This is a genomic window from Paraburkholderia sp. RL17-337-BIB-A (genome assembly GCF_046025895.1).
GTDB classification, from domain to species: domain Bacteria; phylum Pseudomonadota; class Gammaproteobacteria; order Burkholderiales; family Burkholderiaceae; genus Paraburkholderia; species Paraburkholderia fungorum_C.
Genome location: NZ_JARESY010000002.1, coordinates 3,105,259 through 3,117,536 on the forward strand (window position 1 = coordinate 3,105,259; position 12,278 = coordinate 3,117,536).

11 protein-coding genes and 1 pseudogene are annotated in these 12,278 nt (G+C 62.6%); all 12 read left to right on the forward strand.

Annotated features, from left to right (window positions below; genetic code table 11):
- Window positions 1-67: 67 nt before the first annotated feature.
- The 12 genes and pseudogenes from P0D84_RS34500 (at window position 68) to P0D84_RS34555 (ending at window position 12,237) form a co-directional block, all read left to right on the forward strand.
- On the forward strand, window positions 68-1,426 hold the full coding sequence (locus P0D84_RS34500; RefSeq protein ID WP_408344312.1) for an MFS transporter: 1,359 nt from the start codon (window positions 68-70) through the stop codon (window positions 1,424-1,426).
- Window positions 1,427-1,654: 228 nt separating this feature from the next.
- Entirely contained in the window at window positions 1,655-2,374 is a 720-nt protein-coding gene (locus P0D84_RS34505; RefSeq protein ID WP_408346266.1) for an ABC transporter substrate-binding protein, read from the forward strand.
- 177 nt (window positions 2,375-2,551) lie between these two features.
- Window positions 2,552-3,946 (forward strand): short-chain fatty acid transporter, encoded by a 1,395-nt coding sequence (locus P0D84_RS34510; RefSeq protein ID WP_408344316.1) that lies wholly within the window; start codon window positions 2,552-2,554, stop codon window positions 3,944-3,946.
- 73 nt (window positions 3,947-4,019) lie between these two features.
- Window positions 4,020-4,349: a hypothetical protein gene (locus P0D84_RS34515; protein ID WP_408344319.1), complete on the forward strand. Its 330-nt coding sequence runs from the start codon at window positions 4,020-4,022 to the stop codon at window positions 4,347-4,349.
- Window positions 4,350-4,400: 51 nt separating this feature from the next.
- A pseudogene (locus P0D84_RS34520) lies at window positions 4,401-4,589 on the forward strand (penicillin acylase family protein); the annotation flags it as partial.
- Window positions 4,590-4,852: 263 nt separating this feature from the next.
- The gene (locus P0D84_RS34525) at window positions 4,853-6,202 is read left to right on the forward strand and encodes an MFS transporter (protein ID WP_408344322.1); all 1,350 of its coding nucleotides are present in this window, start codon (window positions 4,853-4,855) and stop codon (window positions 6,200-6,202) included.
- Between the two features lie 53 nt (window positions 6,203-6,255).
- Window positions 6,256-7,473 (forward strand): acyl-CoA dehydrogenase family protein, encoded by a 1,218-nt coding sequence (locus tag P0D84_RS34530; RefSeq protein WP_408344325.1) that lies wholly within the window; start codon window positions 6,256-6,258, stop codon window positions 7,471-7,473.
- A gap of 101 nt (window positions 7,474-7,574) precedes the next feature.
- The gene (locus tag P0D84_RS34535; protein WP_408346269.1) at window positions 7,575-8,072 is read left to right on the forward strand and encodes a flavin reductase; all 498 of its coding nucleotides are present in this window, start codon (window positions 7,575-7,577) and stop codon (window positions 8,070-8,072) included.
- Between the two features lie 2 nt (window positions 8,073-8,074).
- Entirely contained in the window at window positions 8,075-8,791 is a 717-nt protein-coding gene (locus tag P0D84_RS34540; protein ID WP_408344329.1) for an ethyl tert-butyl ether degradation protein EthD, read from the forward strand.
- Between the two features lie 29 nt (window positions 8,792-8,820).
- A complete protein-coding gene (locus P0D84_RS34545) occupies window positions 8,821-9,762 on the forward strand; it encodes a LysR family transcriptional regulator (protein ID WP_408344332.1) in 942 nt (313 codons plus the stop codon).
- The gene (locus P0D84_RS34550) at window positions 9,759-10,658 is read left to right on the forward strand and encodes a LysR family transcriptional regulator (protein WP_408344335.1); all 900 of its coding nucleotides are present in this window, start codon (window positions 9,759-9,761) and stop codon (window positions 10,656-10,658) included. The genes P0D84_RS34545 and P0D84_RS34550 overlap by 4 nt, the downstream gene beginning before the upstream one ends.
- A 256-nt stretch (window positions 10,659-10,914) precedes the next feature.
- The gene (locus P0D84_RS34555) at window positions 10,915-12,237 is read left to right on the forward strand and encodes an MFS transporter (RefSeq protein ID WP_408344338.1); all 1,323 of its coding nucleotides are present in this window, start codon (window positions 10,915-10,917) and stop codon (window positions 12,235-12,237) included.
- Window positions 12,238-12,278 lie beyond the last annotated feature (41 nt).

Consider the following 12,278-nt stretch of genomic DNA (forward strand, 5'->3'; position numbering starts at 1 on the left):
AGAAAGAAGGCTCGTACGACCAGCCGTAACGGCAAGCCTTCCCCTATTAAGCAGTCAGGAGACAACCATGAGCCGCAGCCCCACTGTAAACGTTCAAACGTTTATCAACGACCATCCCTTCTCGCCGTTCCAGTGGCTCGTCTTTTTCATGTGTTTCATCATCGTCCTGCTGGACGGTTTTGACACGGCCGCAATCGGCTTCATCGCACCTTCGCTGATCGCCGAATGGGGCATCGCGAGGCCGGCACTCGCGCCGGTGCTGAGCGCGGCGCTGTTCGGCCTCGCGTGCGGCGCGCTCGTCTCAGGACCGCTCTCCGACCGGCTCGGGCGGCGCTCCATGCTGCTCGGCTCGGTACTGCTGTTCGGCGTGGCCTGCCTCGCCTCGGCGTTCTCGAACAGCATCGAACACCTGACGATATTGCGCTTCATCACCGGCGTCGGCCTCGGTGCGGCCATGCCGAACGCCGTGACGATGATGGGCGAGTACTGCCCGGATCGCCGCCGCGCGACCGTGATCAACCTGATGTTCTGCGGCTTTCCGCTGGGCGCGGCCTTCGGCGGCTTTCTCGCCGCGTGGATGATTCCGCACTTCGGCTGGCGCAGCGTGCTGGTGCTCGGCGGCATCACGCCGTTGTTGCTGTTGATCCTGCTCGCACTGAAGATGCCGGAATCGGTCCGCTACATGGTGGCCAACAACAAGCCGGTCGAACGGATTCGTGCGGCGCTGGCGCGCATTTCGAGCGAAGCGGTAGAGGGCAACAGCTTCGTCATGACCGAAACCGCCCCGCAAACCGGCGGCAAAGGTCTGGGCGTGGTGCTGTCGCGTTCGTACATCATCGGTTCGGTGATGTTGTGGATCGCCTACTTCATGGGCCTCGTGATCTTCTATGCGTCGATCAACTGGATGCCGATTCTCTTGAAGGACGCCGGCCTCACGCCGCAACGCGCGACGCTGATTTCCGCGCTGTTCCCACTCGGCGGCGTAGGCGCCGTGGTGTGCGGCGTGCTGATGGACCGCTTCAACGCGAACCGCATTATCGCGGCCTGCTATGCGCTGACCGCCGTGAGCGTGTACTTCATCGGCCAGGCGGTCGGCAATGTGGGCGCGCTGGTGTTCATCGTCTTCGTCGCGGGCGTGCTGATGAATACCGCGCAATCGTCGCTACCGGCGCTGGCCGCCGCGTTTTATCCGACCCAGGGTCGCGGCACCGGCGTGGCGTGGATGCTGGGGATCGGCCGCTTCGGTGGGATCGCGGGCTCGTTCCTTGTGGCTGAACTGACGCGCCGCCACTTCACGTTCGCGGGTATCTTCGCGACGGTCGCGGTGGCGGGTCTGATTTCGTGCGTGGCGCTGCTGATCAAGCAGGCCGCGCGGCCGCATGTGGCGAATGCGGCTGGCGCGAAAACGGAGTCGTTTGGGCATTGAGTTAGGCCTTGATGCCGTCTGCCCGCGTTGCGCACGGATAAACAGGATCGTCGGCATAATGACGCTCTCCTAAGCCAACCAGGGCAACCGAAAATGACCGAGCTTTCAATGATGAAAGGACGTCGCAGTGCGTTCCGGAGGTTGGCGACCTTACTGGTATCGGGTGCTATCTTGACTCTCTCTGCTTCTACGCCAGGGTTCGCGCAAAACGGCGGCGACAACGCTTCGATGGCGAAGGTGTTCGCGCCGGGCGGCACGTTGCGCGCATCGATCAATCTCGGCAATCCGGTACTCGCCAATCTCGATCCGGCGACGGGCATACCGGTCGGTGTGTCCGTCGATCTCGCCACGGAATTCGCCAAACGGCTTGGCGTGCCACTGCAACTGGTCGCGGTGAAGTCGGCGGGCGACTCGGTTGAGAACGTCAACCAGGACAAGGCGGACATCGGCTTCTTCGCCGTCGATCCGAAGCGCGGAGAAGAGATTGCTTTCACCAGGCCCTATGTGCTCATTGAAGGCTTTTATCTCGTGCGCAATGGCTCGCCGATCACTACCAACGAGGCTGTCGATCAACCCGGCGTGACGGTCGCGGTCGGCAAGGGGAGCGCCTACGATCTGTTTCTGACACGTGAACTGCATCGCGCAACACTCGTGCGGATTCCGACTTCGCCGGCGGTGGTGCAAGGCTTTCTGGACCAACATCTCGACGTGGCCGCAGGCGTCAAGCAACAACTCGAAAAAGATGCCGCCAACGCAGGCGGATTGCGGCTACTGGATCAGCGTTTCATGGTGATCCGTCAGGCGATGGGCGTGCCCAAAGCTAAAGGCGATGGCGCGGCCGCTTATCTGGCGAGCTTTGTCGAAGACATGAAGGCGTCTGGCTTCGTCGCGGCGTCGCTGGCGCGGCATCACATTGCAGGCGCGGAAGTCGCGCACGGCAACGATTAACGCGGCCCGCCTGCGCGACATACGTGCCAATGAACGATGTGGCCTTCGACGCCAGCGCTCATGCCGACCCGTGACGCTCGACGCAGCGTCGCTCGACACCGGTGGCACGAGTGTGGCGCGAGTGAAAGATGCGGGCAAGCGCTGGCCTGCCGGCGTGCGACCAAGTGAGTAGAAATCATGACCAACAGAAACATCAACTCAACCGGCAGGGATAACGGCGCGCGCCGTGGAAACCTCGTTACGGGTCTCGTCTATGTGTTCGAACAGGTCATGCCGGACCCGTTCGTCCTTGCAATCGGCTTGACCCTGGTGGTGGCCCTGCTGGCGGTGGTCTTCGCGCCGCATGCTTCGCTGCCGGTCATCCTGGCTTCCTGGTACGGCGGCACGTTCAACATTCTCGGCTTCGCGCTGCAGATGATCCTGATTCTTGCGACGGGCTACGCGATCGCCGACGCACCGCTCGTTCAGCGCGGCTTGCGGGCAATGGCTGCCGGCGTGCACACGCCGACCCGCGCCGCGCTGCTGGTGTTCCCGATCGTCGCGGTGGCCGCGTGGCTCAACTGGGGACTTGGCCTGGTGGTCGGCGCACTGCTGTCGCGCGAAATCGCCAAGCGCGTGAAGGTGGATTTCGCATGGCTCGTCGCAGGCAGCTACTCGGCGTGGTCGGTGTGCAATAGCGGTTTGTCCAGTTCGATCGCGTTGTCGCAGGCCTCGCATGGCAACGCGTTAAACCTCGTTGAGAAAGCCACCGGCCAGGTGATTCCGCTGAGTCAGACCGTGTTCGCCCCGTTCGTCTTCATCCCGACCGTGCTGGTTGTGGTCGTCATGACGGCGATCTTCATCTGGATGCATCCGAAGCAGGAAGATGTGGTCGCTTTCAATGAAACGCAGCCCGAGCTTGCCGCAAGTGGCGAGGCCGATCCGCATGCGCGGGACGCGAAGGCTTCATCTTTCGCTGCCCGTGCAGAACGCTCGATGCTCGGCACACTGCTCGTGCTGGCGCTGGGTGTCGGCTATCTCGCGATGACGTGGTACACCAAGGGCTTCGAGCTGGACATCAACACCACGATCCTGATTTTTCTGCTGGTCGGGCTGGCGCTGCAGCGCACCCCGATCGCTTATGCCGACGCGATTCGCCGCGCCGCGCGGCAGACCGGCTCGATGCTGCTTCAATATCCGATGTACGGCGGCATCATGGGCATCATGACCGGCACTGGGTTGGCGTCGACGATCGCCAAAACGTTCGTGGCTATTGCAACACCGGTGACGCTGCCCGTTTTGAGTTACTTCAGTTCGCTTATCATTACGCTGCTCATTCCTAGCGCAGGCGGACATTGGGCCGTGCAGGGGCCTTTCGTTCTGCCCGCCGCGCTAAGTCTGCATGCTTCAGTTCCGCGCACCGCCATGGGTGTCGCCATGGCTGAAAACGTCTCGAACATGCTGCAACCTTTCTGGGCCGTACCCGTGGTTGCGATCGCGGGCATTCGTATTCAACGTGTCATGGGCTACACGGCGATTACGTTTGCTGTATCGCTGGTTATCTATGCAGCGGCGCTTTGGCTGATTCCGTGATCCGGATGGAGAGCAGGTGGTAAGCGAATCAGGTGCGCGTCGGTGACGGCGCGCATATCGACAGGATTGGATAATGAAACGTGTAGTCGTATCAGCAGTACTCGCAGTGTGCCTCGCGCAGCCGGCCGTTCAAGCCGTGGCACAAACCGTCGACGAACAATGTTTTGCGATTGGCGATATTGCCGCCCAGGTGACATCCTGGCGCGCGCACAAGAAGACCAAAGCGCAAGCACTGGCTCAAGCGGCCAAGTACTACAAAGGTGAGTCCGACCGCCAGGCAGTCGGCGTCGTCATCGAAAAGATCTACAGTCCCAACGCACCGCACATGACGCCGGATCAGGCCAGCATGGCGTTCACCTCCGACTGTGCAAACCAGCGGAAACAGCAGACGCCCGCGCAGTAGGGCCGGCTATCCGCAAGGATGTTTCGCCGCGCCGGCGGCGTTCACCCGGCCGGCAACCGGGATAACTCGCGCGCCGTGAATCTGCCGGGCGAATCCGGCGATCCGGACAGCCCGCACTATCGCGACCTTGCGCAAATGTGGCTCGACGCCCAGTACTTCCCGCTGCTTTATTCGCGCGCGGCCGTCGAGGCCGCTACGGGGAAGCGCATTCATCTCGTGCCTCGCGCACAGACGAACTGACATGCTCCACCGCTGCCACAGCAATAAAAACTGTGGCAGCCTCAAAAAACGCTTCGCGCACCGCGCGTAGACGTCAGCCCCCCTCCACGCCGTCTCCCTCCCTCGTCATGCACCTCATTCATGACGCCCATTTTTGTCCCTAATTTGACCGGGTTTTCTCGCGGCTCTATGGTTTGGCCATGCCTGCCGGACTCGTATCGCCGCTTCCGCCGATCTGCATGACTGGGACGCGGAACCCTCAACATCGTGACCTTTCACATGCCATGAACTCTGACGCGACCGCCGCTCTCACTCCCCTGCCCGCTGTTCGGCCAACCAGCAAGGTCCGTCGCGCAGTGACGACCGCGGTGCTCGGCCAGATTCTCGAGTGGTATGACTTTTTTCTCTATGGCACCGCCGCCGCGCTGGTGTTCGGCAAGCTGTTCTTTCCGGTCGGCAGCGATCCGCTGACGGGTACGATCGCGGCATTCGGCGGCTTTACGGTGGGCTTCATCGCGCGGCCCATCGGTGGCGTTCTGTGCGGCCATATCGGCGACCGCTACGGCCGCAAGACCGTCATGATGTTGACGCTGCTGGTCATGGGCACCGCAACCGTCTGCATGGGTCTTCTGCCGACCTACCAGCAGATCGGCATCGGAGCGCCCATCCTGCTGGTGCTGCTGCGCATCCTGCAAGGCCTCGCGGCAGGCGGCGAATGGAGCAGCAGCATTCTGCTGATTCACGAGAGCGCGCCCGCCTCGAAGCGCGGTGGGCTGGCGGCGTGGAGTCCGTGCGGCGCGGCGTTCGGCTTCGTACTGTCGACCGCTGCATTCCTGCTCGTGCAGACGCTCTCGCCTTCCGACTTCCACAGCTGGGGCTGGCGTGTGCCGTTCCTGTGCAGCGCCGTGCTGGTCGCGCTCGGCCTATGGATGCGCCGCTCCGTCGACGAAAGCGCGGAGTTCGCCGAAGTGAAGGCCACGCGCCGCGACAGCCGCATGCCGATCGTCGAGGTGCTGCGTCAATGTCCGCGCGAAGTGCTGACGGTGTTCGGCCTGCGCTTCGGCGAAGGCGCCGCGTCATACATCTTCTTCGCGTTCTCGATCGCCTATAGCCAGTTCATCGGTATCAAATCAAGCTGGGTGTTGGGCGGTCTGACCTTGTCGATGCTGCTGATGATCCCCGTTTCGCTGTTGATGGGACGCCTCACCGACAAAGTCGGCCGCAAACCGGTCTATCTCGCCGGCGCGATCGCGATGGTGCTGGTCGCGTATCCGTACTTCACGTTGCTCGGTTCCGGCGTGCTGTGGAAAGTCATCGCGGCGCTCGTGCTCGCCAACAGCATCACGCTCGGCATTCTCGAAGGCGCACAACCCGCTTTCATCAGCGAATTGCTGCCTGTCCATCTGCGCTTCTCGGGCCTGGGCATTGGCCGCGAGATTTCGTCGGTACTCGGCGGCGGACTCTCGCCGATGGTGGCGACCGCCTTGCTCGCCCATTACCGCAGCGCCGCGCCAGTCGCCATTTACCTCGTGGTGCTTGGCTTGATCACCGTGCTCGCGACGTGCCTCGCGCCCGAGACCTTCCCCAAAGCGCTGCGACTTCAGGCGCAACGCAAAGAGCAGGACAACGCCTGACGTCGCGCCGACGGCGCGTCATCAACCCTCATTCATTTCCCTACGTTGGCATCATGCAAAGCCTTCAAAGCAGCACTCTTTCGACGTACGCCTACGAACCTCGCGCGATCGCTCACGCGGATTCCTATCCCGAGTACGCAGGTCCGATTACGCTCGACGCGCTGATCGGCGAGATCGAGCGTCGCCGGGACGAATTCGATCAGGTGTCGCATGTTCCGCGCGACATGGTTGCGAAGATGAAACGCGCGGGGATTTTCCGCGCGAGTACGCCCCAGCGTTTCGGCGGAGACGCGCTGCCGCCGCCGCAATTCCTGCGCATCCTCGAGCGCATTGCGATCGCCGACGGCTCGACCGCCTGGGTCGCCGCGTTCGGCTCGGCGAACACGTATCTCGCCGCGCTGCCGATCGAAACGCAGCAGCACATTTACGCCACCGGCCCGGACCAGGTCTTCTCCGGCGGACTCTATCCGTTGCAACCGGCCACGAAGGTAGCGGGCGGCTTCACGGTCAGCGGCCAATGGCGCTTTGCCAGCGGCTGCAAGGGCGCGGACTGGATCGGTGTCGGGATCGGCGGCACGCCTGCCAATTCGGGCGATGCGGGCGCCGGCAAGCCGTTCACCGCGGTATTTCCCGCGCATGAGGTCGAGATTGTCGAGAACTGGAATGTGGTCGGTATGCAGGGCACCGGCAGCCACGACTTGCGATTGCACGACAAATTCGTCGATGCGCAATGGACTTTCGTACGCGGCGGACAGCCCTTGATCGATGAACCGCTCTACCGCTATCCCGCCGTCGCCTATCAGGCGCAAGTGCACGCCGCCGTCAATATCGGCCTCGCGCGCGCGGCGCTCGATCTGCTGACGGGCATGTCCGGCTCGACCAAAACCACCACCGGCGCGCCGCGTCTCGCGGATCGCGGTTATTACCGCTCGGGCCTCGCGAAAGCCGAGGCCAACTGGCGCAGCGCCCGGGCGTTCTTCTACGAGTCCGCCGAAGCAGCATGGCAGACCCTGGTGGCCGGCGATCCCGTCACACAGGAGCAGGCCAATTTGCTGCGCCTGAGTGCGACGCATGCCGCGCAGCTCGGTGCCGAGGTCGTCATGCAGGCTTACCAGATGGCAGGCGTGGCAGCGATCTATCGCGAGAACCGCTTGCAGCGTCTGGTGCGGGATTCGATCGTGGTGACCCAGCACGCGTTTCTTGGCGAAGGGACTTACGACGCATCCGGCGCGCTGTTCGCCGGCGTGCCGCCAGTCACGCCTTATCCCTGATGCCCCGGACGTCCCTGAGGCCCCTGAGGCAACTCGCACTCCCCAACCACGAGGCAGACAACGTGACGATCGAAGACACCAGAAAGCGTTTCCGCGATGCCATGGCGTGCCTGCCCGCCGCCGTCAACGTCATCACCACGGATGGACCGGGCGGCCGCTGCGGCATCACCGCGAGCGCCGTGTGCTCGGTGACGGACGCGCCGCCGACCATGCTCATCTGTATCAATCAGGCCAGCTACGTCCACGACGTACTGCATCGCAACCGCAACGTGTGCATCAATGTGCTCGCCGCCGGGTACCAGGACCTCGCGCGTGATTTTGCCGGCATGACGGCGGGTTCGATGGACGAGCGCTTCGGACGACATGCATGGGCGAGCGGACAAGCCGCGGTGCCCGTCCTGTCGGATGCGATTGCGAGCCTGGAAGGCGAAATCGTCGACATCAAGACAGTCGGCTCGCACTCCGTCATGTTCGCGCAGATCCAGCACGTTGCGCTGCGATCCGACGGTGACGGGCTCATCTATTTCGGACGGCAGTTTCATTGCCTGACGCGGCCGGCAGCGGCAACGCCGTCCGTTAACGCGCATACCGCGAGGTAAACGTGGAAGTCTGTTTCTTTCTTCTCGCCCATTGCGACGACACGTACCAGGCGCGCTCGCCCATCGACCCGTCGTTGCTCGAAGCGGCATCGTTTGAAATACCAGGGCTGACGCGTTTCGTGATCCATCTCCCCGCGGAGTTGCCGGAAAGCGATCCTCTATCGAAGACCCTTGCTTCGAGCCCCTGCTTCGCATTGCAATGGTATTTCGACGATCTCGGCTTGCTCGAAACAGCACTGCAAACCAACGGTGCGATGCACAAGATCGTGGACCGCATCACGAAAGCTGCCGAAGTCAATCTCACGTTCGCACAGCAAGCCATGGCAGTCAGGCCATTCGCCATACCGAATCCACGCAAGTCCGACCCTCGCGCTGAACGATGCACCTACCTCGTCAGCTACGAAGGCGAAGCGGAAGATTTCAACGCATGGCTCACGCACTACATCACCCATCATCCGCCGCTAATGGCGCAACTGCCCGATATTCGCGAGCTGGAAATCTACACGCGGCTCGATTTCCGATCCGGCCTGAACCTTGCGCGCGCCACCGCCATGCAGCGTAACAAGGTCGTCTTCGACACGCCCGCGGCACTCGCCGCGGCGCTGGCGTCACCGATCCGTGCCCACATGAAACAGGATTTCAACGCGTTTCCGCCGTACAGCGGACCCACCCCGCATTTCCCTATGCGCAGCATTTACGGTAATCTGAATGTGACATAAACGCCTCTTATTGCCGCGATCCGAACGTCATGACAAAGTCGCACCCCGGCATTACGGATTTGAATCTGCTGCGCGTGTTTCTGGCCATCTCCGATCTGCGCAGTCTGACCGCCGCGGGTGAGCGCCTCGGACTCACACAACCGGCGGTGAGCCACGCCCTTCGCCGGCTGCGTGCATTATTCGACGACCCGCTCTTCGTTCGAACCCCCACCGGCATGCTCCCGACCGACGCCGCCTTGCGCTTGCACGCGCCCCTCACGCAGGCGTTCGGGATCATCAACATGGCGGTCCAGCAACTCGCGAAGTTCGACCCCGCCACCGCGCAACGGGTATTCCGTGTTTCCATGTCGGACATGTCGGAGTTCTATTTTCTGCCGCCCCTTCTCGCGATGCTCGACCAGAATGCACGTGGCATCCACATCGAGATCGCGAACTTCCCAGTCGACTCGGTTAGCACCGCCATGCGCAGCGGCAAGATCGATCTGGCGCTCGGCTACGTGCCGGGCCTCGATCCGGGTTGCGTGAGCAAGACCCTCTTTGTCGACGAACATGTCTGCGTGGTGCGGGCAGGCCACCCGCTACGCAAACAGAAGCCGACCAAGGAAGACCTCGCGGGCTTGCGCTACGTCTACGCAAGCACGAATGCCACCGGGCACAGGATGGTCGAGCAATGGTTGGAAGAACTGAATCTCAGCCGGGATATCGTCTTGCGTCTGCCCCATTTCGTGGTGGCGCCCGAGATCGTTCAACATACCGATCTCGCCGTCATTTTTCCCAGGAGCATCGCGCAGCGCTTTAACCGCAACAAGGCCTTTCGCATCCTGCCGTTACCGTTCTCCCTGCCGCCCATCGAAATTCAGGTCCATTCGCACTCGCAATTTTCGGCGGACCCGGGCATTGCATGGCTCCTCGAGGCGATTTACAGCATGTTCCATCAGCCGGCGGCCCGCACAGAGACGAGGCGTACATGAACCTCAGGGCGTTACAGTGCTTCGTGATTCTTGCAGAGGAGCTCAATTTCAGCCGCGCCGCCGAGCGCTTGCATATCGCGCAGCCGGCACTCAGCCAGCAGATCCGCTCGCTCGAAGAGCGGCTCGGCACGCAACTGGTCGACCGGACACGGCGCCCATTGAGTCTGACCGAAGCCGGCCACTATCTCTGCACGGAGGCGCGTCAGATCCTGGGTTCGTTGGAACAGGCGGCGTTAGCTGCCCAGGAAATCGGCGTCGGCCGGCGCGGCTGGCTCAGCATCGGCTTCACACGCTCGGCGATGTACAGCGTCCTGCCGCCCGCGCTCAAGGCGTTTCACAACGCGTTCCCGCAGGTCGAACTCAAACTCTTCGAGATGCTCACCGAGGAACAAACCGATGGCTTGCGCGACATGCGCATTCACATCGGCATCGGGCGGCAGCCGGTGGCGATCGATGGGTGCACGTCCTATCCGCTCCTGCGCGAGCGCGTGATGGTCGCGCTTGAACCGGACCATCCGCTCGCAGCGCGCAAAACCGTGCGAATTGCCGAACTCGCCGATATCCCGTTGATTCTCTATCCGAAGCACCAGAACGCACAGTTCAAGCACTCGGTGCAAACGCTCTATCGCGATGCGGGCGTGACACCGGTCGTCGCTCACCAGGCCTATGAAATTCAGACCGCGATCGCGCTGGTGGCAGCGGGTCTCGGCGTCACGTTCATCGGCGAATCGGTGGCACGGCACGGGCGCACCGACGTCGTGTTCCGCCATCTCGCCGGTCCCGGTTCGTCGTACCGATCGACGCTCGCGGCCACCTTTCGCACCGACGACACTTCACCGCATCTGCGCGCTTTCCTCGCCTGCCTCCCCGCTCCGCTTGCTGACGCCGCACTATAAGCAAAAACCTATACAAGCATAAGCAAGCGGTCTTGGACTCTTCGTCAAAGCGTTCTTATCATTGGTTTCATGCTTCAGTCCAGCGCCCTGTCCAAGAGCGCGCATGAGTGTTTCAGCGCGTATCAGCACGCGCGCTGACATCTGAAGTCCGGCCGCCAAAACGCGCGGCCAACCGGACACTGCCGGCGTTCGATCGGCAGGCCGACCATAAACACGCTGCAACGGCGCCAGCCCTCGCAGTACGTACGGAGACAGCATGACCTCATTCGACGAAACCGCCACCATGCGCAAAGTGTACGGGCGCTTAATGCCCCTGCTCTTCGCGATGATGTTCTTCAACTATCTGGACCGGATCAATATCGGATTCGCCGCGCTGGACATGAACAAGCAGCTCGGTTTCAGTCCAGCCGTGTTCGGCTTCGCGGGCAGCATCTTCTTTTTCGGCTACATGTTGCTGGAAGTGCCGAGCAACCTGTTGCTGCATCGGGTCGGCGCACGCCGCTGGATCGCACGCATTCTGCTGACGTGGGGCGCGGTCGCGGCGGCCACCGCCTTTGTCTTCGACGATTCGAGCTTCTATGTCTTGCGCTTTCTGCTGGGTGTGATGGAAGCGGGCTTTTTGCCGGGCGTGGCGGTTTATCTGACCAAATGGTTTCCGGTGCGTTACCGGGCTCGCGCAGTGGGCGGCTACATCATCGCGGGATCGTTCTCGGCGGTGCTGGGCGGTCCGATCTCGACGACCTTGATGACCTACGCGAACGGCGTGCTCGGTTTGCAGGGATGGCAATGGATGTTCATCCTCGAAGGCGTCCCGGCGATGGCGCTCGGTTTGCTGACGCTGCGCATCATGACCGAACGTCCGGCCGACGCCAATTGGCTTTCCGACGACGAGAAGCAATGGCTCGAATCGACGCTCGCCGCCGAACGCGAGGCCGTGGGCGGGAGCACCCATTTCCCGCTGCTGCGCGTGGCGAGCGACATCCGCGTATGGAGCCTCGCGTGTCTGTTCGGCTGCGCGCTGGTGGGCATTTATGGCCTGTTCCTGTGGCTGCCGCAAATCGTCAAGAGTTTCGGCCATCTCAGCAATATCGAGGTCGGCTTTCTGTCCGCCGCGCCGCCGCTGCTGGGCGTACTGGGCACCTTCCTGATCAGCCGCAGTTCCGACCGCACCGGCGACCGCAAGAAGCACCTCGCCTTCGTGTACGGCATGAGCGCGCTGGCGATTGCCGGCAGCGCGTACGCGCCGAACCCCGTGATCGCTTACGCGCTGCTGTGTCTGACGGGGTTGTTCATCTATGCAGGCAATCCGCTGTTCTGGAGCCTCGCGTCGTCGTTCAGAACCGGCGCCGCGGGCGCCGCAACCATCGCGCTGATCAACACCATTGCGCAGTTCGGCGGGCTGGTCGGCCCCTGGAGCATCGGGCTGGTGCGTAATGCGACCGGCAGCTTCAAGCTGGCCTTGCTGACGATCGCGGCGTTTCTGGTGGTCGCGACGATCATCGCGCTCGTGATGCGCGTCACGCCGAGCGAGGACGAAGTCGCCTCGCTCGCAACCGGCGATGCCGCGCCACGAGCCTGAGCACCCCGACCGACGATTAGCGAACGTACAGCGCATGCCAT

Bases quoted from the DNA above. Each gene is read 5' to 3' on its own strand.
- P0D84_RS34500 (WP_408344312.1), top strand. From the start codon at position 68: ATGAGCCGCAGCCCCACTGTAAACGTTCAAACGTTTATCAACGACCAT.
- P0D84_RS34505 (WP_408346266.1), top strand. From the start codon at position 1,655: ATGGCGAAGGTGTTCGCGCCGGGCGGCACGTTGCGCGCATCGATCAAT.
- P0D84_RS34510 (WP_408344316.1), top strand. From the start codon at position 2,552: ATGACCAACAGAAACATCAACTCAACCGGCAGGGATAACGGCGCGCGC.
- P0D84_RS34515 (WP_408344319.1), top strand. From the start codon at position 4,020: ATGAAACGTGTAGTCGTATCAGCAGTACTCGCAGTGTGCCTCGCGCAG.
- P0D84_RS34525 (WP_408344322.1), top strand. From the start codon at position 4,853: ATGAACTCTGACGCGACCGCCGCTCTCACTCCCCTGCCCGCTGTTCGG.
- P0D84_RS34530 (WP_408344325.1), top strand. From the start codon at position 6,256: ATGCAAAGCCTTCAAAGCAGCACTCTTTCGACGTACGCCTACGAACCT.
- P0D84_RS34535 (WP_408346269.1), top strand. From the start codon at position 7,575: ATGGCGTGCCTGCCCGCCGCCGTCAACGTCATCACCACGGATGGACCG.
- P0D84_RS34545 (WP_408344332.1), top strand. From the start codon at position 8,821: ATGACAAAGTCGCACCCCGGCATTACGGATTTGAATCTGCTGCGCGTG.
- P0D84_RS34550 (WP_408344335.1), top strand. From the start codon at position 9,759: ATGAACCTCAGGGCGTTACAGTGCTTCGTGATTCTTGCAGAGGAGCTC.
- P0D84_RS34555 (WP_408344338.1), top strand. From the start codon at position 10,915: ATGACCTCATTCGACGAAACCGCCACCATGCGCAAAGTGTACGGGCGC.